This window comes from Mycolicibacterium grossiae (assembly GCF_008329645.1).
GTDB classification, from domain to species: Bacteria; Actinomycetota; Actinomycetes; order Mycobacteriales; family Mycobacteriaceae; genus Mycobacterium; species Mycobacterium grossiae.
On sequence record NZ_CP043474.1, the window covers coordinates 1,357,621 to 1,381,906 of the forward strand.

At 70.7% G+C, this 24,286-nt stretch carries 22 protein-coding genes; 6 read left to right on the top strand and 16 right to left on the bottom strand.

What is annotated here, in order from left to right:
• Positions 1-109: 109 nt before the first annotated feature.
• Positions 110-1,525 (top strand): CCA tRNA nucleotidyltransferase, encoded by a 1,416-nt coding sequence (locus FZ046_RS06555; RefSeq protein WP_070355644.1) that lies wholly within the window; start codon positions 110-112, stop codon positions 1,523-1,525.
• Between the two features lie 62 nt (positions 1,526-1,587).
• Positions 1,588-2,073 (top strand): pullulanase, encoded by a 486-nt coding sequence (locus FZ046_RS06560; RefSeq protein WP_070355643.1) that lies wholly within the window; start codon positions 1,588-1,590, stop codon positions 2,071-2,073.
• A gap of 44 nt (positions 2,074-2,117) precedes the next feature.
• Here the strand turns inward: FZ046_RS06560 and FZ046_RS06565 are convergent, their stop codons facing one another.
• Positions 2,118-2,903: a TIGR03084 family metal-binding protein gene (locus tag FZ046_RS06565; RefSeq protein WP_070355637.1), complete on the bottom strand. Its 786-nt coding sequence runs from the start codon at positions 2,901-2,903 to the stop codon at positions 2,118-2,120.
• Positions 2,904-2,912: 9 nt separating this feature from the next.
• Positions 2,913-4,166: an MFS transporter gene (locus FZ046_RS06570; protein ID WP_070355642.1), complete on the bottom strand. Its 1,254-nt coding sequence runs from the start codon at positions 4,164-4,166 to the stop codon at positions 2,913-2,915.
• Between the two features lie 199 nt (positions 4,167-4,365).
• Between FZ046_RS06570 and FZ046_RS06575 the strand changes: the two genes are divergently transcribed.
• Positions 4,366-4,971: a YqgE/AlgH family protein gene (locus tag FZ046_RS06575; RefSeq protein ID WP_070355641.1), complete on the top strand. Its 606-nt coding sequence runs from the start codon at positions 4,366-4,368 to the stop codon at positions 4,969-4,971.
• A gap of 37 nt (positions 4,972-5,008) precedes the next feature.
• On the opposite strand, the gene FZ046_RS06580 is transcribed toward FZ046_RS06575, so the two are convergent.
• Positions 5,009-5,362 (bottom strand): hypothetical protein, encoded by a 354-nt coding sequence (locus FZ046_RS06580; protein ID WP_070355636.1) that lies wholly within the window; start codon positions 5,360-5,362, stop codon positions 5,009-5,011.
• Positions 5,363-5,404: 42 nt separating this feature from the next.
• Entirely contained in the window at positions 5,405-6,304 is a 900-nt protein-coding gene (locus FZ046_RS06585) for an LpqN/LpqT family lipoprotein (RefSeq protein ID WP_070355635.1), read from the bottom strand.
• A gap of 198 nt (positions 6,305-6,502) precedes the next feature.
• Here FZ046_RS06585 and leuS point away from each other — a divergent pair, with 198 nt between their 5' ends.
• On the top strand, positions 6,503-9,361 hold the full coding sequence (gene leuS / locus FZ046_RS06590; RefSeq protein WP_176749651.1) for a leucine--tRNA ligase: 2,859 nt from the start codon (positions 6,503-6,505) through the stop codon (positions 9,359-9,361).
• A 62-nt stretch (positions 9,362-9,423) separates the two neighbouring features.
• On the opposite strand, the gene FZ046_RS06595 is transcribed toward leuS, so the two are convergent.
• Together FZ046_RS06595 and FZ046_RS06600 are read right to left on the bottom strand one after the other, a co-directional pair.
• Positions 9,424-11,094, bottom strand: a complete 1,671-nt coding sequence (locus FZ046_RS06595; RefSeq protein ID WP_070355633.1) for an amidase — start codon at positions 11,092-11,094, stop codon at positions 9,424-9,426.
• Entirely contained in the window at positions 11,091-11,756 is a 666-nt protein-coding gene (locus FZ046_RS06600) for an SDR family oxidoreductase (RefSeq protein ID WP_070355632.1), read from the bottom strand. The genes FZ046_RS06595 and FZ046_RS06600 overlap by 4 nt, the downstream gene beginning before the upstream one ends.
• 99 nt (positions 11,757-11,855) lie before the next feature.
• Between FZ046_RS06600 and ggh the strand changes: the two genes are divergently transcribed.
• Positions 11,856-13,196 carry a glucosylglycerate hydrolase gene (gene ggh / locus FZ046_RS06605; RefSeq protein WP_070355631.1) on the top strand — a complete coding sequence of 447 codons (1,341 nt, stop codon included), beginning with the start codon at positions 11,856-11,858 and terminating at the stop codon, positions 13,194-13,196.
• Positions 13,197-13,226: 30 nt separating this feature from the next.
• Here ggh and FZ046_RS06610 read toward each other — a convergent pair whose 3' ends face one another.
• From FZ046_RS06610 to FZ046_RS06650, 10 genes are all read right to left on the bottom strand, one after another.
• Positions 13,227-13,694, bottom strand: a complete 468-nt coding sequence (locus FZ046_RS06610) for a MarR family winged helix-turn-helix transcriptional regulator (RefSeq protein ID WP_070355630.1) — start codon at positions 13,692-13,694, stop codon at positions 13,227-13,229.
• Positions 13,695-13,744: 50 nt separating this feature from the next.
• A complete protein-coding gene (locus FZ046_RS06615) occupies positions 13,745-14,524 on the bottom strand; it encodes an amino acid ABC transporter ATP-binding protein (RefSeq protein WP_149484218.1) in 780 nt (259 codons plus the stop codon).
• Positions 14,521-16,323, bottom strand: a complete 1,803-nt coding sequence (locus FZ046_RS06620) for an ABC transporter substrate-binding protein/permease (RefSeq protein WP_083298525.1) — start codon at positions 16,321-16,323, stop codon at positions 14,521-14,523. The genes FZ046_RS06615 and FZ046_RS06620 overlap by 4 nt, the downstream gene beginning before the upstream one ends.
• 108 nt (positions 16,324-16,431) lie before the next feature.
• On the bottom strand, positions 16,432-17,229 hold the full coding sequence (locus FZ046_RS06625; protein ID WP_070355628.1) for an LLM class F420-dependent oxidoreductase: 798 nt from the start codon (positions 17,227-17,229) through the stop codon (positions 16,432-16,434).
• A gap of 107 nt (positions 17,230-17,336) precedes the next feature.
• Complete coding sequence (locus FZ046_RS06630; RefSeq protein WP_070355627.1) at positions 17,337-19,424, bottom strand: PhoX family protein; 2,088 nt, start codon at positions 19,422-19,424, stop codon at positions 17,337-17,339.
• Positions 19,425-19,531: 107 nt separating this feature from the next.
• Entirely contained in the window at positions 19,532-19,672 is a 141-nt protein-coding gene (locus FZ046_RS27290) for a hypothetical protein (protein ID WP_170292402.1), read from the bottom strand.
• Positions 19,673-19,707: 35 nt separating this feature from the next.
• Positions 19,708-20,622, bottom strand: a complete 915-nt coding sequence (locus FZ046_RS06635; protein WP_070355626.1) for an Rv0045c family esterase — start codon at positions 20,620-20,622, stop codon at positions 19,708-19,710.
• Between the two features lie 79 nt (positions 20,623-20,701).
• A complete protein-coding gene (locus FZ046_RS06640) occupies positions 20,702-21,784 on the bottom strand; it encodes an inositol-3-phosphate synthase (RefSeq protein WP_070355625.1) in 1,083 nt (360 codons plus the stop codon).
• A 31-nt stretch (positions 21,785-21,815) separates the two neighbouring features.
• On the bottom strand, positions 21,816-22,367 hold the full coding sequence (locus tag FZ046_RS06645; protein ID WP_070355624.1) for a PadR family transcriptional regulator: 552 nt from the start codon (positions 22,365-22,367) through the stop codon (positions 21,816-21,818).
• A gap of 202 nt (positions 22,368-22,569) precedes the next feature.
• A complete protein-coding gene (locus FZ046_RS06650; protein WP_176749649.1) occupies positions 22,570-23,445 on the bottom strand; it encodes a DUF1707 SHOCT-like domain-containing protein in 876 nt (291 codons plus the stop codon).
• A gap of 147 nt (positions 23,446-23,592) precedes the next feature.
• Here FZ046_RS06650 and FZ046_RS06655 point away from each other — a divergent pair, with 147 nt between their 5' ends.
• A complete protein-coding gene (locus FZ046_RS06655) occupies positions 23,593-24,033 on the top strand; it encodes a DUF5318 domain-containing protein (RefSeq protein ID WP_070355622.1) in 441 nt (146 codons plus the stop codon).
• The last annotated feature ends 253 nt before the right edge of the window (positions 24,034-24,286 follow it).

The window sequence follows — 24,286 nt, forward strand, 5'->3', positions numbered from 1 at the left end:
CACTCGCCGTTGGTGCCGGGCTGATGCGTAGTCGTTACGCTGCCGGGAGTTCGACGCGTTCCGCCCATTAGGCTCATCGAACGTGCCGAGTGACCTGAGCGCCGAGTCGATGGCGACCGCGATGCGCAACCTGTTGCCGCACGCCCCGCTGCTGCGTGACCTGGGGTCGTTGTTCGCCGCGGCCGGCCACGAGCTGTACCTGGTCGGCGGGAGCGTCCGCGACGCGGTGCTCGACCGGCCGGTGACCGATCTGGACTTCACCACCGACGCCCGGCCCGACGCCATCGCGCGCATCGTGCGGCGCTGGGCCGACGGGATGTGGGACACCGGGATCGACTTCGGCACGATCGGCGCCACCAAGGGCGAGCACCGTCTGGAGATCACGACGTTCCGCGCCGACAGCTACGACCAGGTGTCGCGCAACCCGACCGTCGAGTTCGGCGACCGGCTCGACGACGACCTGGTGCGGCGCGACTTCACGGTCAACGCGATGGCCGTGCGGCTGGACGCGGACGGCATCGGCGCGTTCCACGATCCGCTCGGCGGACTGGCCGCGGCGGCCGAACGCCGGCTCGACACCCCGTCGGCGCCGGAGGTGTCCTTCGGCGACGATCCGCTGCGGATGCTGCGGGCCGCGCGGTTCGTGTCGCAGCTCGGCTTCGTCGTGGCGCCGCGGGTGTTCGAGGCGATGGAGCGGATGGCCCCGGAGCTGGGCCGCATCACCGCCGAACGAGTGGCCGCCGAATTGGACAAGCTGCTGCTGGGCGTCGACCCGGTCGCGGGCATCGACCTGATGGTCCGGACCGGACTGGGGGCGGTGGTGCTGCCCGAGGTCGGCGACATGCGGATGGCGATCGACGAACACCACCAGCACAAGGACGTCTATCAGCATTCGCTGACGGTGCTGCGGCAGGCGATCGACCTCGAGGAGCCCGGTGCGGCGCCGGACCTGGTGCTGCGCTGGGCGGCGTTGCTGCACGACGTCGGCAAGCCCGCCACGCGTCGGCACGAACCCGACGGCGGCGTCAGCTTCCATCACCACGAGGTGGTCGGCGCGAAGATGACCCGCAAGCGGATGCGCGCGCTGAAGTACTCCAAGCAGATGGTCGACGACGTGTCCCAGCTGGTGTATCTGCACCTGCGCTTCCACGGCTACGGCGACGGCACGTGGACCGATTCGGCCGTGCGGCGCTACGTCACCGACGCGGGTCCGCTGCTGTCCCGGCTGCACAAGCTGGTGCGCGCCGACTGCACCACGCGCAACAAGCGCCGCGCCGCGCGGCTGAGAGCGAGCTACGACGACCTCGAGCACCGCATCGCCGAGCTCGCCGCCAAGGAGGATCTCGCGCGGGTGCGGCCCGACCTGGACGGCAACGAGATCATGCGGATCCTGGACATTCCGGCCGGACCGCTGGTCGGCAAGGCGTGGAACCACCTGAAGGAGCTGCGGCTGGACCGCGGGCCACTGGACCACGACGACGCCGTCGCCGAATTGCGGACGTGGTGGAACGCGCAGCAGTCCTGATGCGTCCAAGTCTTCGATGACGGATGCTCGCCCGGGGCGAGCGGCGCGGAGAGGGGACGTCGGTGGAGTACTGCCTCGGTGACGGCAACGGGCTGGCGGAGATGTTCGCCGCCGAGCCCACGGTGGACCTCGACGGCGACGGTGTGCCCGACGCCGTCGGGTTCGACGTCGACGCGGACGGGATGGACGACGCCCTGGTGGACGTCGACGGGGACGGCAGGGCCGATCAGCTGGTGGTCGACGTCGGGTCCGACGAGGACCGATTCACCGACGACGGCTCGGGGACCTGGGCGGTGAGCGCCGACCGGGGCGCGCAGCTGCGCTGGCTCGGACTCGACGGCGTCGCCGCGCAGGGCGGGCCGCTGGTCGACTTCGACGGCGACGGCCAGGCCGACGATCGGCTGCTCGATGCCGACCGCGACGGGTCGGCCGACCGGGTGTTCGCCGGCGAGCGGGCCTACGTCGACACCGACGGCGACGGGTCCTGGGACGTCGTGCTGTCCGACGCCGACGGTGACGGCGCGGCGGACGCGGCAGGACCGCCCTAGCCGTCGCGAAGGTCAGCCGTTGGGAAGGTCAGCCGTCGGGAGGTCTAGCTGCGGCCCGCACCCGGCGGGCCGGCGAAGGCCTGCGCGATCGTCAGCCACCGGGTGGCGTCGTCGCCGGTGGCCACGACGTCGAGCGCGCCGGGCGCGCGGCGCTGAGTGACCAGCATGCAGAAGTCCTCGGCCGATCCGGTGACCCGCTGCGCGGCGTCGTCGGGTCCCCACGTCCACGTCGAGCCGTCCGGGGCGTGCAGTTCCACGTGAAACGGTGCGGTCGGCGGCACCAGGCCGTGCACGGTGAACGCGAAGTCGCGGGTGCGCACGCCGATGTGCGCGATGGACTTCAGCCGCGCCGTCGGCTCACGGCGGACCCCGAAGGCGTCGGCGACGTCCAGCCCGTGCGCCCAGGTCTCCATGAGACGCGCGGTGGCCATCGACGTCGCGCTCATCGGCGGTCCGAACCACGGCAGCTTGCGGCCGGCGGGCACGTCCAGCAGCTCGTCGTGCAGCCGCGCCCGGGTGCTGCGCCACTCGTCGAGCAGTTCGGCGGGAGGCAGCGCGGCGAGTTCCTCGGCCCCGGCGTCGACGAAGCCGGTCGGGTTCGTGGCCGCTGCGCCGAGCAGGTCGGCGAACCCCGCCTCGTCGGTCACGGCGATCACGGCGACGCGGTCGGTCCACAGCAGGTGCGCGATCTGGTGGGCCACGGTCCACCCCGGCGCGGGCGTCGGCGTCGACCACTGGGCTGCGTCGCGCGTGGCGACGATGCCGTCGAGGTCGTCGCTTTCGGCTCGCAGATCGGCGACGGTGCCCGCGAGGGCGTCGGATCCGGCCATGGCGACACCCTAGACCGGCGAGGTTCCCGGTCTGGTGCGCCTGCCGACGTAGGCGTGCCCGGCGAGCCCGAGCAGGTAGGCCACCGCGCCCGCGGCAGCGAGGCCCACCGAGTGGCCGTCGTCCGGGATGACGGCCGCCGATGCGGCGATCGCGGCGATGAACGACACCCAGAACAACGAGTCCTGCACGGTGAAGACGTGGCCGCGCAGCGCGTCGTCCACGTCGATCTGCATGGCGGTGTCCGCGCACAGCTTGACCACCTGGCCCAGGGCGCCGAGCAGGAAGCCGCACACCGTCATCACCGGCAGCTGCAGGCCGATGCCACACAGCTGCACCAGTGCGGCGGCGGCGAGCGCGCCATTGGCCGTGGCGAACCGGCCCCAGCGCGCGACGAACGTCGGGGTGACCAGCGTGGCGAGGAACGAGCCCAGACCGGTGGCGGCGACGAACAGCACCACGGTGCCCAGCCCGGCGACGTCGTGGCTGCCGCTGTGGCGAACCAGGATCAGGACCAGCAGGGTGTTGATGCCGAACGCGACGCGGTGGGCCGCCAGCCCGGTCAGCGTGGCGGACACCGTCGGCACGGCCGCCACGGTGCGCAGGCCGTAGCCCCAGCCGGTGGCCACCACGTAGGCCACCGACCCGTGCACGGCGCGGCGGGTGTCGTCCGGGCCCAGCGCACGAGGGCGGAAGCGGATCGAGAAGACCAGCGCCAGCACGACCGGGATCGCGGCCAGGAAGATGATCACCGAGGCGCCGGTGTCGCCGGAGCCGAACAGCCACCGCGGCAGCAGCATGAAGTTGGCGCCCGCGAAGGCGGCCACCGCGCCGCTCGCGGTGGCCACCGAGTTCATCGTGACGACCTGGTCGCGGGGCACGACGTGCGGCAGGGCCGCCGACAGGCCCGACGACACGAACCGCGTGAAGCCGTTGACGATCAGGGCGCCGCACAGGATCCACAGGTCGCCGGCCCCGTAGGCCAGCAGCGTGGCGACGCCGAGCACGAGCACCAGCCGCACCAGGTTGGCGCCGACCAGCACCAGGCGGCGGTCCCACCGGTCGAGCAGCGCTCCCGCGAACGGCCCGAGCAGCGAGTAGGGCAGGAACAGCACGGCGAAGGCGCCGGCGATGGCCCACGGCTCCGCGGCGCGCTCCGGGTTGAACAGCAGGGCGCCGGCCAATGCGGCCTGGAACAGTCCGTCGCCGAACTGGCTGACGATCCGAAGTTCGAGCAGCCGCCGGAACTCCGGGAGTTCGCGCATCGCGTTGAGGAGGGCGGTTCGCCTACCCGTGTTCGCCACTTCGGTTCCGACTCCGTTGGTCGATGGTGCTGGATCGGTTGCTGCTGGATGGCCGGGAACTCGGCGACCGAATCCACCCTACGGATCCGGATCGACACGGGTGGGCCGGGCTGCGGGCGTTGCCCACGGGCGGCGGTGCCGAGGTGACATGATGGGACCCGTGGCGCAGTCAGACGATCCGGAGGACTTCCTGGCGCCTGCGTCGCACCGCGTGCGTGCCGGCACGCTGCTGCTGGCCAACACCGATCTGTTGGAGCCGACGTTCCGGCGCAGCGTCATCTACGTCGTCGAGCACAACGACGGCGGCACCCTCGGCGTCGTCCTGAACCGGCCGAGTGAGACGCCGGTGTACAACGTGCTGCCGCAGTGGACCAAGCTCGCCGCGAAGCCGAAGACGATGTTCGTCGGCGGACCCGTGAAGCGCGACTCGGCGCTGTGCCTCGCGACGCTGCGCGTCGGCATGGACACCAGCACGGTGCCCGGGCTGCGGCACGTCCAGGGCCGCATCGCGATGGTCGACCTCGACGCCGACCCCGACGAGATCGCCCCCGCCATCGAGGGTGTGCGGATCTATGCCGGGTACTCGGGCTGGACCATCGGTCAGCTCGAGGGCGAGATCGAGCGCGATGACTGGATCGTGCTCTCGGCGCTGCCGTCCGACGTGCTCGTCGAACCTCGGGTGGACCTGTGGGGACGCGTGCTGCGGCGCCAGCCGCTACCGCTGTCGATGCTGGCGACCCACCCGATCGACGTCAGCCGCAACTAGCGCGCGTCACGCCGGACGGCGCTACGTGCAGGACGCGCTACTTGCAGGACAGCGTGCAGGATGCGCAGGCGCCCGTGCCGCACGAGCTGCTGGCCGCGGCGACGGCCTCCTGCCGCGCCACCGACTTCGCCGCCTGGTAGCAGCCGGCCCCGATGGTGCCGACGGCGCCGACGACGCACAACACGAGCAACAGGACCGCCGCCCCGGCGGGCGCGGACAGGGCCGCGGCGCCTCCGGCGGCGAGCATGACGGCGCCGGCGAGCTGGGTCGGGACGACGCTGCGCAGCACCCGGATGACGGGGTCGCCCGGCTGCGGCCGGGACAGCAGCCACAGACCGGCCGCGGCAATGGCCGCGGCCGCGCACAGGCACAGCACTGCGGCGATCAACACGTCGTCGAGGATACGAGCCCGGGCGGCGCGCCGTCGAACCGGCTAGCTGGGCAACCCCGGCAGCGGCGGCAGGGCAGGCAGACCCGGGATGGCCGGCGGTGCGGGCGTGGCCGGCGGTGCGGGTGACGTCACCCGGAAGCCGTTGACGATGCCGTCGGTCGCATTGCCCGCGGCGACGGTCACGGTGGCACTGGTGGTGACCGACAGCGTGACCAGGTAGCGGTCCGGCCCGGACTGCGCGATGACGTTGCGCCGGGAGGTGTTCAGCGTCATGTTGTTCTGCCGGTAGGTGCCTTCGATGATCGACGACGGCATGCCGCCGAAGTCGGCCAGCGAGCCGTCGGTGGGCCGCCACGCGGGCAGCTGCTGGCTCTCGACGAAGCCGTGGCTGATCGCTTCCTTCGGATCGAAGTCGCCGAGCAGCTTGTACACCTGCAGTGCGGCGTTGGAGGTGTAGAGGCCGTCGCCGCCGACGCGGTCGGCGATGACGGCGAACGCGTCGGGCACGTTCGGGTCGGGCACGTGGCTCCACCCGGGCGGCAGCGGCAGCACGATGTTGAGCGCGGTGAAGCCTGCGCTCTGCTGCGGCTGCATCGCCACGTTCTTCGACGCGAAGTAGTCGCGCAGCGTGCCCGACGCGGCAGGCGTAATGGTCGGGGCCGCGGGGACGGCGGGAGCTGCGGGGGTCACGGCCGCGGGGACTGCCGCGGGTGCTGCGAGGCCGGCCGCGGGAGAGACACCCGGGGCTGCCGGGGCGATGGCCTGTGCGGCGGGCGCGGCCTGCACGATGACGGTCTGCGTGACGGTGGCCGGTGCGGGCTGCGGTGGCAGCGGCAGGGCCGGCTCGGCCGATGCGGTGGGGCCTGCGAAGCCGACGACGCCGGCGACGCTGACGGCGACGCCTCCTGCTACGAGCCCCCAACGGCGGGCCTTGGCGAACATCTGAGCGGACTTCCCTTCGGACGGACCGGGTCGGTGGTGTGCATGCGGCTGGTCAGGCGCCGACCATATCCACGGCCCGCGGCGGCCCACCAGACGCGACGGGGACCTGCAACCGAGCTCTGACCGCACTGCAACGGAACCGATACCAAGCCGGTCGGCCGCAGCCGGTCCGGCGGGGCCGCCAGCCCGTTGACTACCCTGTTCGGCGTGACTGACCTGCCCGTCGACGTCGAGACCGACACCCCGAAGCATCGCTACGACGCGAAACTCGCCGGGGCGATCGAGCACGCGTGGCAGGAGACGTGGGCACGGCGCGGCACGTTCCACGTGCCCAACCCGGTCGGCTCGCTGGCGCCCGCCGACGGTGCCGCGGTGCCCGCGGACAAGATGTTCGTCCAGGACATGTTCCCGTACCCGTCGGGGGAGGGCCTGCACGTCGGTCACCCGCTGGGCTACATCGCCACCGACGTCTACGCGCGCTACTTCCGGATGACCGGTCGCAACGTCCTGCACGCGCTGGGCTTCGACGCCTTCGGCCTGCCCGCCGAGCAGTACGCCGTGCAGACCGGTACGCATCCGCGCACCCGCACCGAGGCGAACATCGTCAACTTCCGCCGCCAGCTGGGCCGGCTGGGACTGGGGCACGACGCCCGGCGCAGCTTCTCCACCACCGACGTCGACTTCTACCGCTGGACGCAGTGGATCTTCCTGCAGATCTTCAACGCGTGGTTCGACCCGGCGGTCAACAGGGCGCGCCCCATCGCCGAGTTGATCGCCGAATACGCCGGTGGCACACGCCCGTTGGACGACGGCCGGACGTGGTCCGAACTGTCGGCGGGCGAGCGGCGCGACGTCGTCGACGCCCACCGGCTGGTGTACCGCGCCGACTCCATGGTGAATTGGTGTCCCGGACTGGGCACCGTGCTGGCCAACGAGGAGGTCACGGCCGACGGACGCAGTGACCGCGGCAACTTCCCGGTCTTCCGGAAGCGCCTGCGGCAGTGGATGATGCGCATCACCGCCTACAGCGACCGCCTGCTCGAGGACCTCGACGTGCTGGACTGGCCGGACAAGGTCAAGACCATGCAGCGCAACTGGATCGGGCGGTCGACCGGTGCGGAGGTGCTCTTCGCCGCCGGTGACGCCGACATCGAGGTGTTCACCACGCGACCGGACACTCTGTTTGGTGCCACCTACCTGGTGTTGGCACCCGAGCACCACCTGGTCGACGCCCTGACCGCCGCGCGGTGGCCGGACGGGACCGACCCGCGGTGGACCTACGACGCCGAGACGCCCGGCGCGGCCGTCGCGGCGTACCGCTCGGCGATCGCCGCGAAGTCCGACCTGGAACGCCAGGAGAACAAGACCAAGACCGGCGTCTTCCTCGGCACCCACGCCACGAATCCCGTGACCGGTCAGCCGGTTCCGATCTTCATCGCCGACTACGTGCTGGCCGGCTACGGTACGGGCGCCATCATGGCGGTGCCCGGTCACGACCAGCGCGACTGGGACTTCGCCCGGACCTTCGGGCTGCCGGTCGTCGAGGTGATCGGCGGCGGCGACGTCACCGAGGCCGCCTACACCGGCGACGGACCGCTGGTGAACTCCGGCGACCTGGACGGGTTGAGCGTGGCGTCGGCCAAGGAGGCCGTCGTCACCCGGCTGGAGGCCGACGGCCGGGGCCGAGCCCGGATCGAGTACAAGCTGCGCGACTGGCTGTTCGCCCGGCAGCGCTACTGGGGCGAGCCGTTCCCGATCGTTTACGACGACGACGGCCGCGCCCACGCGCTGCCGGATGCGGCGCTGCCGGTGGAGCTTCCGGACATCCCGGACTACTCGCCGGTGCTGTTCGACCCCGACGACGCGGACAGTGAGCCGTCGCCGCCGCTGGGCAAGGCCACCGAGTGGGTGCACGTCGACCTGGATCTCGGCGACGGGTTGCGCAGCTACACCCGCGACACCAACGTGATGCCGCAGTGGGCCGGAAGTTCGTGGTACGAACTGCGATACGCCGATCCGCACAATGCGGAGACGTTCTGCGCGCCGGAGAACGAGGCGTATTGGATGGGGCCGCGGCCGGCCGAGCACGGCCCGGCCGACCCGGGTGGGGTCGACCTGTACGTCGGCGGCGTCGAGCACGCGGTGCTGCACCTGCTGTATTCGCGGTTCTGGCACAAGGTGCTGTACGACCTGGGACACGTCAGCTCGCGGGAGCCCTACCGCCGGTTGGTGAATCAGGGCTACATCCAGGCGTTCGCCTACACCGATGCGCGCGGTTCCTACGTGGAGGCCGCCAAGGTGGTCGAGCGGGACGGCAGGTTCTTTTACCCGGGGGACGCAGAAGAGATCGAGGTGTTTCAAGAGTTCGGCAAGATCGGCAAGAGCCTGAAGAACTCGGTGTCACCGGACGAGATCTGCGACGACTACGGCGCCGACACCCTGCGGGTGTACGAGATGTCGATGGGCCCGTTGGAGGCGTCGCGGCCGTGGGCCACCAAGGACGTCGTGGGCGCGTACCGCTTCCTGCAGCGGGTGTGGCGGACCGTCGTCGACGAGGAGACCGGCGCGGTGCGGGTCACCGACGGTGACGTCGACGAGGCCACGCTGCGCCAGTTGCATCGCACGATCGCGGGCGTCGCGGAAGACTATGCGGCGCTGCGGAACAACACCGCCGCGGCGAAGCTCATCGAGTACACCAACCACCTCACCAAGGTGGGCGTGACCGCCCGCGCGGCCGTCGAGCCGCTGGTGCTGATGGTCGCCCCGCTGGCCCCGCACCTCGCCGAGGAGTTGTGGCAGCGCCTCGGCCACGACGCGTCGCTGGCGCACGGCCCGTTCCCGACGGCCGACCCCGCCTACCTCGTCGACGACACCGTCGAGTACCCGGTGCAGGTGAACGGCAAGGTCCGCGGACGCGTCACCGTCGCGGCGAGCGCCGACGCCGATGCGGTCGAGGCGGCCGCCCTGGCCGATGACAAGGTGGTCGCCTTCCTGGCCGGCAAGACGCCGAAGAAGATCATCGTCGTCGCCGGCCGCCTGGTGAACATCGTCGTCTGACCCCCGTTTCCTAGCGATTTCGGCGCGCTTTCGATGCCTCAGCGGCGGTGAGCGCGCCGAAATTACACGAGGGGAGGGGTGCGCGGGGGCGGGGTGCGGCGGCGGCCGAGCGCCTCGAACGCGAGCCCGTAGCCGAGCAGCGCCACGTCGTCGTAGGCGCGGCCGGCGAACGTCAGCCCGACCGGCATGCCGATGTCGTCCATCGTGCCCATCGGGACGGTGACGGTCGGGATGCCGAGGTGGCGGATGGCGAGGTTGCCGTTGGCGATCCAGACGCCGTTGCGCCAGCCGAGGTCCGCCGAGGCGGGGTCGGCGTCCATGTCGGCGGGCCCGACGTCGGCGACCGCGGGAAAGAGCACCGCGTCCAGACCGTGGTCGGTGAGCCAGTCCTCGAGGTCGACGCGGCGGGTCTCCTCCAGCCCGTGCAGCCCGTCGGCGAGCCCGGGGATGTCGAGGAACGACTCGATCGGGTGCTCGCGCAGGAACGCCGGGTACTCGTTGATGTCGTCGTCGAAGCCGGTGTAGCGGTCGGGTAGCGCGCCGTCGGGGTGCGGAAAGATGCGCGCGCCGTCGACGTCGGTGAGGCGCTGCAATGCGGGATCGCCGTTGGCGCGCAGGAAGTCGTCCCACGCCCACGCCGAGAGATCCCAGATCTCGCGGCGCAGGAAGTCCGGGTCCACCAGGCCGCGGGTGCGCAGCGTCGGCGCGCCGGCGCGGTCGCCCTCGTAGTTGGTCACCACGGGGAAGTCGACCGGCACGACGCGCGCACCGGCCGCCTCGAGGTCGCGCCGGGCCGCCTCGAACAGCGCCAGCACCGACGGGCGCGTGCGGATCCGTTGCCCGGTCGGGCCGCCGATGCCCGTCGCGCCCACCCCGGCGTCGGGATCGGCGTCGACGTACATGCGTGGCACGCCGAACGTCACGCCCGCCAGGTCGGGTACGGGGACCCCGGCGGTCGGGAAGTCGAGGCGCGGCAACGGTACCCACGGCTGGGCGCGCCAGAAGTCACCGCGGGTGTCCGGATCGTCGACGACGAGGACGCCGAGGACCTCGAGCAGGTCGGGCATGGACCGGGTGTGCGGGACGACGACGTCCATCGTCGGCACCAGCGGCCACCCGCCCCGGACGGAGATGACGCCGCGCGACGGGGTGTAGGCGCACAGCGCGTTGTTCGATGCCGGCCCGCGTCCCGAGGACCAGGTCTCCTCGCCGATGCCGAACGCGCAGAACGACGCGGCGGTCGCGGTGCCCGATCCGTTGGAGGAGCCGGAGGCGAACGGCGCCGTGAGAAACGCTGCGCTGTAGGGACTCTCGGCGCGGCCGTACAGACCGCGCTGCATGCCGCCGTTGGCCATCGGCGGCATGTTGGTCAGGCCGATGAGCACCGCCCCGGCCGCGCGGAGCCGTTCGACGACGAAGCTGTCGTGCTGCGCCACCAGGTCGGCGAACGCCGGGCTGCCCGCCGCGGCGGTGAGGCCGCGCGCCAGGTAGCTGTCCTTCGCGGTGTACGGGATGCCGTCGAGGGGGCCGAGGACGCGGCCGGCGGCGCGGCGCGCGTCGGCCGCGGCCGCCTCGGCACGGGCGTCCGGGTTGGCGACCACCACGGAGTGCAGGTCGCCGTCGTAGGCGGCGATGCGCGCCAGGTGGGCGTCGAGCAGGTCGACGGCCGTGCACGCGCCGGAGTCGAGGGCGGCCCGCAGCGTGGCGATCGAGGCTTCGTGGACGTCGATCACCGCGGTCGGATGATCACTTCGTGGACGTGTGCGTCCGGCGGCGTGGTGACGGCCTGCGCGACGGCGGCGGCCACGGTGTCGGCCCGCAGGAACTGCTCGGGGACGTAGTCGCGCTCCTCGTAGGCGATGAGGTCGCGCTGCATGTCGGTGTCGATGCGGCCGGGATGGATCGACGTCACCCGCAGGCCGGGTTCGTCGGCGCGCAGGGAGTCGGCGAACGAGCGCAGCGCGAACTTGCTCGCCGAGTACGACGCGAGGCCCGGCGAGGCGTTGATGCCCGAACCCGAGTTGATGAAGACCACCTGACCGCCGGCCGCCCGCAGTGCGGGCAGCAGTGCCAGCGTCAGGGCGACGGGTCCGAGCAGGTTGACGGTCATGGTGGCCGACCACTCCTCCACCGACGACTCGGCGACCCGGCCGGGGTAGGCGACGCCGGCGTTGTGCACCAGCACGTCGAGTTCGACGATGGGTTCCACGACCGCGGCCACGTCGTCGGTGTTCGCCAGGTCGATCGGCCAGGTCGTGGCGCCGAATTCGGCGGCCACGCGGTCGAGCCGGTCGGACGGCCTGCCGGCGAGGAACAGCGTGTGGGTCGGGGCGAGGGCGGCGGCGATGGCCCGTCCGAGCCCGGCGGAGGCCCCGGTGATCATGGCGGTCGGCACGGCTGTCACGTTACCGAGCCGCCATCGGCGCAGGCGCGACGGCCGCACGGCCGGCCCCACGCGCTGCAGGCGTCGCCGTGGCGTCGCATCATTGTTCGGATGCCACCGGATCCCACCTTCGCCCCCACGCAGCTCGCGGCCCGCGCCGCCTATCTGCTGCGCGGCAACGACCTGGGCACGATGACGACGGCGGCGCCGTTGCTCTACCCCCACATGTGGAGCTGGGACGCGGCGTTCGTGTCGATCGGGCTCGCGCCGCTGAGCGTCGAGCGTGCCGTCGTCGAACTCGACACGCTGCTGTCCGCGCAGTGGCGCAACGGCATGATTCCGCACATCGTGTTCGCCAACGGCGTCGACGGCTATTTTCCCGGGCCTGCGCGGTGGGCGTGCTCGGCGCTGACGCCGAATGCGCCGACCGGCCGGCACACGTCGGGCATCACGCAGCCGCCGGTGCACGCGATCGCGGTGCAGCGCATCCTCGACAACGCCCGCACCCGCGGCCGATCGACCCGCGCGGTCGCCGAGTCGTTCCTCGACCGGCGCTGGAGTGATCTGGTGCGGTGGCACCGCTGGCTGGCCGAGGCCCGCGATCCCCGCGAGCGCGGCCGCGTCACGCTGTACCACGGCTGGGAGTCCGGGATGGACAACTCACCGCGCTGGGACGGCGCCTACGCCAACGTCGTCCCCGGCACCGTGCCGGAGTACCAACGCGAGGACAACAAGATCAACACCGACGCGAGCCAGCGGCCGTCGGACCTCGAGTACGACCGCTACCTGTGGCTGGTCGAGGAGATGAAGTCGGCGCGCTACGACGACGAGCTGCTGCCGAAGGTGATGAGCTTCGCGGTGGAGGACGTGTTCGTGTCGGCCATCCTGTCGGTCGCGTGCACGGTGCTCGCCGAGATCGGTGAGGATTACAAGCGGCCGCGCGCCGACGTCCGCGACCTGTACGGCTGGGCCGAGCGGTTCCGCGCCGGCGTCGTCGAGGCGGCCGACGAAAGGACCGGCGCCGCACGGGACTTCGACACCCGCACCGAACGGTGGATCTCCACCGAGACCGTCGCCCAGTTCGCCCCGCTGCTGTGCGGCGGTCTGCCGCACGATCGCGAGCGCGCGCTGCTGCGGCTGCTCGAGGGTCCCCGGTTCTGCGGCCATCCGGATCTGAAGTACGCGGTCATCCCGTCGACGTCGCCGGTGTCGCGGGACTTCCGATCGCGCGAGTACTGGCGCGGACCGGTGTGGCCGGTGGTGGGGTGGCTCTTCTCCTGGTGCTTCGCTCGCCGCGGGTGGGCCGAGCGATCGGCGATGCTGCGCCGGGAAGGGCTGCGGCAGGCCAGCGACGGCACCTTCGCCGAGTACTACGAGCCGTTCACCGGCGAGCCTCTCGGCAGCATGCAGCAGTCCTGGACCGCGGCGGCCGTGCTGGACTGGCTGGGCTGACCGGCCCGCCCGAGTAGTAGCCGGTCCGGGTCAGGCCTCGGCCTGGTCGGCCAGGCGGGCCAGCGGCTTCAGCGCGTGCGACAGCGTCTCGCGCTCCTCGGTGGTCAGCTTGCTCAGCATGGCGGCCAGCGCGGCGCGCCGCGTGGCGAGCGCTTCGCGGTGCTGCACCAGGCCGCGGGGGGTGACGTCGACGAGCACCGCGCGCAAATCCGAGGGATCCCGCGAACGCTTCACCAGGCCCAGCTTCTCCAGCCGCCGGATCGCGACGGTGGTGGTGGGCGTACGGACCCGTTCGTGCGCCGCGAGTTCGGTCATGCGGATCGGTCCGAGGTCCAGCAGCGTCAGCAGGATGGACAGTTGCGCCAGCGTCAGGTCCGCGCCACCCTCGGAGTCGTTCTTGTGGGCGTCGCTGGTCCGACGGAGCACGGAGAACAGCTTGGAGAGCACTTGTTGCAGCTCCCCGGCCAGCTCAGTGACCTGCGGTTCCGTTTCCACCATGGTTCGCTAGTCTAACCTGTCAGCGGCTGCCAGCAGATCAAGACGCCCATTTAGAGCACCTGGGAGAGGAACTGGCGGAGCCTGTCGGTTTCGGCGGACTCGAACAGCCGATCGGGTGGTCCGGCCTCCACCACCGCGCCGTGGTCCATGAACACCAGCGAATCCGCCGTCGACTTGGCGAAGCCCATCTCGTGGGTGACGACGACCATCGTCATCCCGTCGGCGGCGAGGTCGGCGATCAACGCCAGGATGCCCTTGACGAGTTCGGGATCGAGCGCGGAGGTGGCCTCGTCGCAGAACATCACCTGCGGCGTCATGGCCAGAGCGCGGGCGATCGCGACGCGTTGCTGCTGACCGCCCGAGAGCGTGCCGGGCCGGGCATCGGCCTTGTGCCGCAGGCCGACCCGTTCGAGGTGGGCGAGGCCCAGTTCGCGGGCGGCGTCGGCGCTCAGCCGCTTGAGCTTCCGCGGTCCGAGCGTCACGTTGTCCAGCACGGTGCGGTGCGGGAACAGGTTGAACTGCTGGAACACCATTCCGATGCGCTGCCGCAGCGCATTCGGGTCGTCGGAGAGCACGGACGTGCCGTCGAGCAGGATGTCGCCGCGGTCGGGTTCGTGGAGCCGATTGAGCGTGCGCAGCAGGGTGGACTTGCCGGAGCCGGACGGCCCGATGACGGCCGCCGTCGTGCCGGCGGGGACGTCGATGTCGACGCCGCGCAGCACGGCGTGGGTGCCGAAGGACAGGTGCAGGTCCCTGGCCGTCAGCGAGACCGGCTCGAACGCGGGTCCCTTGCCTGCGGTCCGGGAGGGTTCCTTCGCGGGGGTAGTCACACCATCTCCTGGGTCCGGGTCGGGTTCGACGGGTCGAGCGGGTCATCGGGTTCGGTGTGTGCCCGGCCGCGGCGCAGCCGGTCGTCGATCCAGTTCACCAGGTGCGTCAGCGGGATGGTGAGGGCGAGATAGAACAGGCCGGCGGCCACCAGCGGTGACAGGTTGCCGGTCTGGGCGTTGAGGTCGCGCCCCACCTGGAACAGTTCGCGCTGGCTGGCGATCAGGCCGAGGAAGTAGACCAGTGACGACGCCTTGAGCAGCGAGATGAACTGGTTGACCAACGCCGGCAGCACGCGCCGGACGCCCTGCGGGATGACGACCAGCCGCATGGCGGCCCCGTAGGAGAACCCGAGGGCGCGGGTGGCTTCGAGCTGCCCGGCCTCGACGCTCTGGATGCCGGAGCGGAAGATTTCCCCGACGTAGGCGCCGGCCATCAGACCGAGCGCGGCGATGCCGAGTGGGTAGGGGTTGTTGCCGGTGAGGTCGCCGACGACGGGCCCGATGCCGAGCCCGATCAGCAGGATGATGACGACCTCGGGCAGTCCGCGGAACACGTCGGTGTAGATGCGGGCGGGCCAGCGCAGCCACCGCGACCGCGAGATCCCCGCCACGGCCAGCACCATGCCCAGGACGAGGCCGATGACGCTGGCGGCGAACGTCAGGATCAGCGTGTTCGGCAGGCCGGTCGTGAAGAGATCGGGGATGGCCTGGCGGTAAAGGTTCCAGTCGAGGAACGTGTCCTTCAGCTGAGCGAGCGTCGACTTCGGCGCCGCGGGAGCCCCCGGCGCGCCGCCGGAGGCGGTCTGCTGCGCGGCGATCGCCGCGAAGTCCGGCAGCTGCGGCAACGGCGCCGCCTTCGATCCCGGTTTCCAGCCCGGCGGCAGCGCGCGCGGCACCCAGTCGGAGTAGAGCTTCGCCCAGGTGCCGTCCGCGATCACCGCGTCGAGGCCGGCGTTGAGGGCGTCGATCAGCGGCTGGTTGTCCTTCGCCACGGCGTAGGCGACGAAGTTGTCGAGGCTGAAGGTGTTCTCGATGATCTGCGTCGGATCCCCCGCCTGCACGGTGCCCTGCGCCTGCTGCGACGGCGCCACCCACGCATCGATCTGCCGCGTCTTGAGGCTCGCGTAGACGGTGTTGTAGTCCGGGAACTTCACCGGCTCCAGGCCGAGCGTGTCGATGACGTAGGCCTCCTGCACGGTGCCCTGCACGACGCCGATGCGTTGGCCGGCGGCGAGGTCGCCGAAGCCCTTGATGTCCGAGCCGCTGGGCACGACCAGGGAGAAGTAGCCGAAGTCGTAGCCGTTGGCGAAGCCGACGGTCTGCCGGCGGGCGTCGGTCGTCGTGATCGACGACGAGCCGACGTCGAAGCGCCGCGATGCGACCTGCGCGAGCAGCCCGGAGAAGTCGGTGCCGACGAAGTTCACCCGAAGCCCGAGCTTGGCGGCGACGGCGCGCAGCAACTCGTTGTCGAAGCCGGTGAACTGGTTCTTCGAGTCGATGCAGATGCTGGGCGGGGCGTCCGACAGCGTGCCGACGGTCAATACGCCCGGGGTGCCCAGACCCAGCCGGGCGACGTCGACCCGGTCGAGGGGTTCGACGCCGTCGGTCGTGTACTTGTCGGCCGCCGGACCCTGCGCGGCCGCGGCGAGGTTGGTGGGCAGCGCGCTGGCGGTCTGCACGCCCGGCGGCGCGCACTGATCGGCGCGCGCGACCGGGGCGGCGCCGAACCCGAGCCCGAGCACGCCGAAGGCGAGGACGAGCAGCAGGACGGCCGACTTCGAGAACCCGTCGCGTGTCATGCAGGCAACCTAGCTGCCGACGCCGTCACTGCGAAGTCTTGCGCTCAGCGCGATGCGTCACGAGCCGAGCGCCCCGTGATTCGGCTCAGCCGCTCTGGCCGGCGTCCGTCAGGCGCGTTCGTCGCGCCACTTCACCAGCGCCTCGACGCCGGTGAGGTCGTAGTCCGGTCCGTTGACGCCGATGGTCAGCAGCGTGACGCCCAGCCCGACGAGGGATTCGGCGCCGGCCAGCATCGCGTCGACGCTCTTCTCCGGCACGCCCGACGACCGCTCGATGGCGCCCGGGTCGCGGCCGACGTCGCCGCAGTGCCGGTCGAGCACCTCGGCCTTGGCCGGGTAGGTCGTCGCGTCGGTGAAGCCGTGCCAGATGTGTGCGTACTCGGCGACCATCCGCAGCGTCTTCTTCTCGCCCTGGCCGCCGATGAGGATCGGGATCTCGCGCACCGGTTGCGGGCTCAGCTTGCCCAGCCGGGACACGATGCGCGGCATGGCGGCGGCGAGGTCGTCGAGTCGGCTTCCGGCGGTACCGAACTCGTAGCCGTACTCGTCGTAGTCCTTCTCCTTCCAGCCCGACCCGATGCCGAGGATCAGCCGACCGTCGGAGATGTTGTCGACGGTGCGGGCCATGTCGGCGAGCAACTCGGGGTTGCGGTAGGAGTTGCACGTCACCAGCGCGCCGATCTCGATGCGCGAGGTCTGCTCGGCCCACGCCGCGAGCATCGTCCAGCACTCGTAGTGCGGGCCGTCGGGATCGCCGTACAGCGGGAAGAAGTGATCCCAGTTGAACGCGACGTCGACGCCGATGTCCTCGCACCGGCGCACCGCGTCGCGGACCTGGCCGTACTGGGTCATGTGCTGGGGCTGGAGCTGGACGCCGATGCGGACGGGACGAGTCGGTGAGGTCATGGCTCCCACGTTATGCCTCCCGCCGCGCGCCGAGACTGCGGGGAGATCGAGAATTCACCTCGAAGACAGATCTCTCAGCAGTCTCGGCGCGATGACCTAGCAAGCGCTCAGACGCCGATGTTCCCGCCGTCGCGCCACACCGCCACCACCGACGGCCGCGCCGTGCCGTTGCCGCCCTCGGGCCAGCGCGACAGCGGGTCGTCGATGCTGTTGTCGTCGTTCTCGCCGGGGTGCTGCACGCACACGGTGACCAGGTCGTCGGTGATCACCGGGCCGCAGGTCTCCGCGCCGATCGGCACGGTGAGGAACTGCTTCGTCAGCCCGCGGTTCGGACCCTCCAACGCGACGGCGAACAGGCCGTCGTTGGAGTCGAGCGCATTGCCGTCGGTGGAGATCCACAGGTTGCCGTGGCCGTCGAAGGCGAGGTTGTCCGGGCAGGAGATGGGGCTGACCTTCGTCTTGTCGAACCCGCCGTAGTAGGTGTCGGCGGCCTCCGGGTCGCCGCAGACCAGCAGCAGGTCCCACGTGAACGTCGTGCCGCGGTGGTCGTCGGTGATCTCGAGGACTTGGCCGTTCTTGTTGTCCTTGCGCGGATTCGCCGCGTCCGGGCCGGCCTCGCCGGGCACGCCGCGCTCGTCGTTGTTGGTCAGAGCGACGTAGACCTTGCCGGTCTTGGGGTTGGCCTCGAAGTCCTCGGGCCGGTCCATCTTCGTGGCGCCGGCCTTGTCCGCCGCGAAGCGGGTGTACACCGCGACGTCCTGCGCGCTGATGCCCGGCACCAGCGACTCGGCCTGACCGTCGGGCCCGGAGCGCAGCAGCGGAATCCACGTGCCGGTGCCGGCGAACGAGCCCGTGCTGGGCAGCTCTCCGGAGCCGTCGATCTCGCCGGCGGGGATGTCGCTGGAGAGCTTCGCGACGTACAGCGTGCCCTCGTCGAGGATCGACATGTTGTTCGCCATCGCGGCTCTGTTCTCTCCCGCACGACCCGGGTCCTGCACCTTCCGGCTCGAGACGAACTTGTACATGTAGTCGAAGCGCTCGTCGTCGCCGGTGTAGGCGACGACGGTGCCGTCGTCGGCGACGTAGACGTTCGCCGACTCGTGCTTGAACCGGCCGAGCGCGGTGTGCTTCACCGGCGTCGACGCCGGATCCCACGGGTTGAGTTCGATGACGTAACCGAACCGGTTGACCTCGTTGGGCGTCTTCAGCAGGTCGAAGCGCGGATCGAAGTTCTCCCACTTGCGTTCCGTCGGTTGCACTTTCACGCCGTAGCGCTTCAACCGATCGGCCACCACCGGCGTGGGCGCCGGTGCGCCCTCGGGAGCGCCGAAGTAGGAGTTGAAGTTCTCCTCGCCGGACAGGATGGTGCCCCACGGGGTGACGCCGCCCGAGCAGTTGTTGACCGTGCCGAGCACCGTGCGCCCGGCCGGATCGGCGGCCGTCGTGACGGCGTCGCTGCCCGCCGCCGGGCCGATCAGGGTGAAGGGGGTGTCGGCGGTGATGCGGCGGTTGTAGCGGCCCATCACCGGACGCAGGCCGTTCGGGGTGCGCTCCACCTCGACCACCGACAGCCCGTGCGCGGCGATGCCGATCTCGAACTGCTCGCGGGTCGGGTTGGCGGCGTCGTATCCCGGGTGCATGAACTGCTCGGTGGTGTACTCGTGGTTGGTCACCAGCAGGAACCGGTTCGGCGTGCCCTCGATGGGCAGCAGCCCGGCGAAGTCGTTGTTGAAGCCGAACTGCTGGCGCTGCGCCGCCGCCGTCTGCTTGGTGACGTCGAACGCGGGTGCGCCCGGCAGCACCGGGTCGCCCCAGCTGATCACCACCGACTGCCGGTAACCCTCGGGGATCAGTACGGCGTCCTCGCTGTTGGGCGCGACGGCGGCGAAGTTCATCCCGGGCGGCATCGGAGGCGCAGCCGGGGTGCTGCTCGACGACGTCGCCGCCGAGTCCGAACCGTCCGTGGAGCAGGCGGCGAGCGCGGAGCCCGCACCGACGGCGAGCACCGCGACACCGGCGGCCTTGAGCGCCCGGCGGCGGCTCAGCTCGGCGACGATGTCGCCGAAGTACGCGTTGTCGCTGGTGTTCGGCACCGGGTGGAAGCAGGCGTCGGCGCACTTGTAGCGGCATGTCACCCGCTGGCGCTTCGAGCGACCGTCGTGGTTGACGAACAGGTTCAGCGGGACGAGCGCCATCGAGTGAGGTCCTTTCGCGGGTCGGCGGCGGCCGGGGCTGTGGCCGCGCCGTGCGAAAACCTATCGACGGCTGTAGAGCAGCTGTGAACGAACGGGTGAACGGGAGTTTAAGCGGGTTCGGGTTCGGGTTCGGTGGCGGGCGGCGGCGGATCGACGGGGATGAGCCGCTCCGGAGTCTCCTCCGGAGTGAGTCGTTCCGGCGTCTCGTCGGGCGTCAGCGGTTCGACGGGTTCTGCAGGTGCAGTCATGTTCGAAGGGCTACCCGCATCGGGCGCGGCCGAAGCTAGCCGCGCAGCACGCCGCGCAGGATCTCGACCAGCGCTGCCGGCTGATCGCCCTGCACCGAGTGGCCGGCGTCGGGCACCACGTGCGTGGTTCGGAAGCCGGGGGCGCCTTCGGCGAAGGCGGCGGCGTCCTCGTCGTTGACGAAGAACGAGTTGGCGCCACGCACCAGCGTCGTCGGCATCGTGATCGCGGGGACGTCGTCCCACAGATTCTTGAAGCCCTCGAGCGCGCCCTCCTTGCGGAAGGAGTCGTACCGCCACGTCCACGTGCCGTCGTCGAGCCGCTTGCTGTTGTGGAAGACGCCGCGTCGCAACGACTTACGGTCCCGGTGCGGGGATGCGGCCACCGTGACGTCGAGCATCGCCTCGAAGCTGGGGAACTCGCGGTTGCCGCTCACCAGCGCGACGGCGCCGAGTTGGGCCTTGGTCATCTGCTCGTGGCGTTCCGGGGCGGACGGGGTGACGTCGACGAGGACGAGTTCGGGAACCAGCGCCGGCTCGGTGGCGGCCAGCCGCAGCGCGGTCAGCCCGCCGAGGGACATGCCGACCACGAGCCGGGGTGCGGGTGCCCAGTCGCGCAGGATCGGCTGCAGCGTCTCGGCGTTGCGCCGGGGCCCGTAGTCGCCGTCCTCGCGCCACGCCGAGCGACCGTGGCCGGGTAGGTCGACGGCCAGCGCGGGGACACCGAGACCGAGGATCACGGTGTCCCAGGTGTGGGCGTTCTGCCCGCCGCCGTGCAGAAAGACCACCTGCGGCGCCTCGTCGCCCCATGCCAGCGCGCTGATCGGACCGGAGTCGACGCGCCGCACTGACGGCAGCGGCCCGCGCACGCCGATCTGGTCGGCGTTTTCGCTCAGCAGTCCGAACTCGTCGAGCGCGAGCAGGTCGTCGTCGGAGATCTCGGGGCTGACCACCAACCGACCCTACAACGCGATTTCGGCGCGTTCCCCGGGTCTCGACCACCGGGAAACGCGCCGAAATCACACGAAGGGGTCAGCCCTCGATGAAGCGCTCCAGTTCGGCGCGCGCGACGTCGTCGGCGAGCTGCTTGGGCGGGCTCTTCATCAGGTAGGCCGACGCGGGGATGATCGGTCCGCCGATGCCGCGGTCCTTGGCGATCTTCGCGGCGCGCACGGCGTCGATGATGATGCCGGCGGAGTTCGGCGAATCCCAGACCTCGAGCTTGTACTCCAGGTTGAGCGGCACGTCACCGAAGGCGCGACCCTCGAGGCGCACGTAGGCCCACTTGCGGTCGTCGAGCCAGGCGACGTGGTCGGACGGACCGATGTGCACGTTCTTGTCCTCGACCTTGCCGGCCAGCGAGCCGGTCAGGTTGGACGTGACGGCCTGGGTCTTGGAGACCTTCTTCGACTCCAGGCGCTCGCGCTCGAGCATGTTCTTGAAGTCCATGTTGCCGCCGACGTTGAGCTGGTAGGTGCGGTCCAGCGTCACGCCGCGGTCCTCGAACAGCTTCGCCATCACGCGGTGGGTGATGGTGGCGCCCACCTGGCTCTTGATGTCGTCGCCGACGATCGGCACGCCGGCGTCGGTGAACTTCTTCGCCCACTCCGGGTCGCTGGCGATGAAGACGGGCAGGGCGTTGACGAAGGCCACGCCGGCGTCGATGGCGCACTGGGCGTAGAACTTGTCGGCCTCGTCGGAACCCACCGGCAGGTAGGAGACGAGGACGTCGACCTCGGCGTCCTTGAGCGCCTGCACCACGTCGACCGCCTCGGCGTCGGACACCTCGATGGTCTCGGCGTAGTACTTGCCGATGCCATCCAGAGTGGGACCGCGTTGGACCATCACGTCGGTCGGCGGCACGTCGGCGATCTTGATGGTGTTGTTCTCCGACGCGAAGATCGCCTCGGACAGGTCGAAGCCGACCTTCTTGGCGTCCACGTCGAACGCGGCGACGAACTTGACGTCGCGGACGTGGTACGGCCCGAACTTGACGTGCATCAGGCCGGGGACGGTGCCGTTCTCATCGGCGTCCTGGTAGTACTGCACACCCTGGACGAGCGACGACGCGCAGTTGCCTACGCCGACGATCGCGACGCGGACCTCGTTCGACATGGGATTTCCCTTTCCTACTGACATGCGTTCGTTACGGCTGTTGTGGTTGATCCTGGGGCCCCTGCGCCCCGCGTTCGGCTGCGATCAATTCGTTGAGCCACGTCACCTCGCGTTCGCTCGATTCCAGCCCGAGCTGGTGGAGCTGCTTGGTGTAGCGGTCGAAGGAACTACTCGCCCGCGCGATGGCTTCACGCAGACCCTCCCGCCGTTCCTCGACCTGCCGCCGGCGGCCTTCGAGGATGCGCATGCGGGCTTCGGCCGGCGTCCGGTTGAAGAACGCCAGGTGCACCCCGAATCCGTCGTCGGTGTAGTTCTGCGGGCCGGTGTCGGCGACCAGCTCGGAGAAGCGGCTCCTGCCGGCCTCGGTCAGCTGGTACACCCGGCGTGCCCGCCGGACCTTGACGGATGCGGGTGCGACGTCCTCGGTGATCAGCCCGTCGGCCTGCATGCGGCGCAGGGCGGGATAGAGCGATCCGTAGGAGAACGCGCGGAAGGCGCCAAGCAGGCCGGTGAGACGTTTGCGCAGCTCGTAGCCGTGCATGGGGGACTCGAGCAGGAGTCCCAGGATGGCCAGCTCCAGCACGCGATCACCTCCCCCGGTCTCGGGTAGCGCTTCCGCTACGACGACTCAACACCTCGGCCGATAGTATCGGGCCGATATATTGAGCGCTATAGCGGGGCCACGTCGAGTTCAGTCGCCGTTCACCGGCCGCTCGTGTCCAGTGCCGCGACCTGGACTCATGCGTGTCCGCCGAAGCGTCGCCGCCCGCTCTGGCGCCGGACCACTACCTCGATGGGTAGTTGATGCCCTTCTCGGACCCATCGGCTCCGATCTGGATGTATCCGCTGCCCGCCAGTTCACTGGAGACGTAGATCGACAACGTCAGCTCGCCTGGAGTGATCGGGGTCTTGGCAGGGTCGATGATCAGATAGGTGTTGGTCACCTCAGCCGGCGCAATGCCAAGGGTCTCCGGTGCGCCGCGCAGTACCTCGACCACCTTCCGCACGTCGATTGCCGCCAGATCCACCAACACGTCCTCGTCGTCCTTGGTCGACGACGAGGTGGAGTCACCCCACCCTCCGCGATAGGTGTAGTCGAGCACGCGTCGCGGCTCATCGGGGTCCGCACGGTCGAGCGCCGCATAGTCCGGGTAGACGGTCAGGCTGTAGCCCATCGTGTCGCCGAACCGCTGTCGCATCTGTTCGAACAAGCCGTTCAACCCCCCGAGCGAATGCAGTTGACGCGGTGGAGTGAGCACCTTGCCGGGGATGCCGTCACTCTTGGCACCGGGGTCGGAGGTGAAGCTCAGCGGCGAGGGGGTGTTGCCGTAGAGGCCCCAGCCGATCGCGATGCCGAGGACCACCAGCACGCCGGCCGTCGCCAGGCGCAGCCCCCAGCCGGGACCGGCGCCGGACGCCGCCGCCTTCAGCCGGGACGGCTTCTTCAGCTCGGGCAGCTGCACCGGCGCCTTGTCGGTCTGCAGGTCCGAGATCAGCGACTGCAGGTCGCCGAGCGTCTCCGCCCCGGTCGCCAGCGCGACGCGGGTCCGGTGCTCCTCCATCGAGAGCTGACCATCGGCCAGCGCACTGTCGAGGATCTGGCACGTGTCGTTGCGGTCGGTGTCCTTCGCCCGCGTTCCTGCGCTCTGCCGCGTCGCCACGGTCATGATCGTAGGAGTTCGGAGTCCCGGACGGCGCACATAGTCGCAGACCAGACGGCGATCGATCGCCGGCCCAGCTGCCGGTGCACGCCGGAATGTGACCCCGACGAGCTTCCGCGGTGTCGACCCCGACGTACTCTGGTCCACGTGCGATTGCAGCGACAGGTGGTGGACTACGCGCTCAAGCGGCGGTCCCTGCTGGCAGAGGTGTACTCGGGGCGCACCGGCGTCTCCGAGGTCTGCGACGCCAATCCGTACCTGTTGCGCGCCGCGAAGTTCCACGGCAAGCAGAGTTCGGTGACGTGCCCGATCTGCCGCAAGGAGCAGTTGACCCTGGTGTCCTGGGTGTTCGGTGACCACCTGGGCGCGGTGTCCGGGTCCGCCCGCACCGCCGAGGAACTGGTGATGCTGGCCGCGAAGTTCGACGAGTTCGCCGTCCACGTCGTCGAGGTCTGCCGGACGTGCAGCTGGAACCACCTGGTGAAGTCGTACGTGCTGGGCACGCCCCGCCCGCCGAAGACGGCACCCAAGGGCAGGGGAACCGGCACCCGAGCGGCGCGCTCTGGAGCGCGCACCGCCAGTGAATAGCGAGAACCGGCACAGCAGGCCCGCCCACGACGTCCCCCGGGGACCGGCGGCCGGCCCTGCCGGGCCCGCCGCCCAACGCCCCGAGCCGCCCGCGGGTCCGCGCCCGCCCGTCGGCTCACCGCCACCCGTCGCCCCACGCCCGGCGGAGCCCCCACGCCCGGCGGAGGCGCCACGCCCGTCCGACGCGCAGCGCCCGCCGCAGCCGCCCCCGGGCGGCAACCGTCCCGACGCGGGACGCCCGGCCACCCCGCCC

Coding starts and splice junctions, on each gene's coding strand:
- FZ046_RS06555 (WP_070355644.1), top strand. CDS start 110: ATGGCGACCGCGATGCGCAACCTGTTGCCGCACGCCCCGCTGCTGCGT.
- FZ046_RS06570 (WP_070355642.1), bottom strand. CDS start 4,166: ATGCGCGAACTCCCGGAGTTCCGGCGGCTGCTCGAACTTCGGATCGTC.
- FZ046_RS06610 (WP_070355630.1), bottom strand. CDS start 13,694: ATGGTGGAAACGGAACCGCAGGTCACTGAGCTGGCCGGGGAGCTGCAA.
- ggh (WP_070355631.1), top strand. CDS start 11,856: ATGCCACCGGATCCCACCTTCGCCCCCACGCAGCTCGCGGCCCGCGCC.
- FZ046_RS06640 (WP_070355625.1), bottom strand. CDS start 21,784: ATGTCGAACGAGGTCCGCGTCGCGATCGTCGGCGTAGGCAACTGCGCG.
- FZ046_RS06620 (WP_083298525.1), bottom strand. CDS start 16,323: ATGACACGCGACGGGTTCTCGAAGTCGGCCGTCCTGCTGCTCGTCCTC.
- FZ046_RS06585 (WP_070355635.1), bottom strand. CDS start 6,304: ATGTTCGCCAAGGCCCGCCGTTGGGGGCTCGTAGCAGGAGGCGTCGCC.
- FZ046_RS27290 (WP_170292402.1), bottom strand. CDS start 19,672: ATGACTGCACCTGCAGAACCCGTCGAACCGCTGACGCCCGACGAGACG.
- FZ046_RS06630 (WP_070355627.1), bottom strand. CDS start 19,424: ATGGCGCTCGTCCCGCTGAACCTGTTCGTCAACCACGACGGTCGCTCG.
- FZ046_RS06625 (WP_070355628.1), bottom strand. CDS start 17,229: ATGACCTCACCGACTCGTCCCGTCCGCATCGGCGTCCAGCTCCAGCCC.
- FZ046_RS06565 (WP_070355637.1), bottom strand. CDS start 2,903: ATGGCCGGATCCGACGCCCTCGCGGGCACCGTCGCCGATCTGCGAGCC.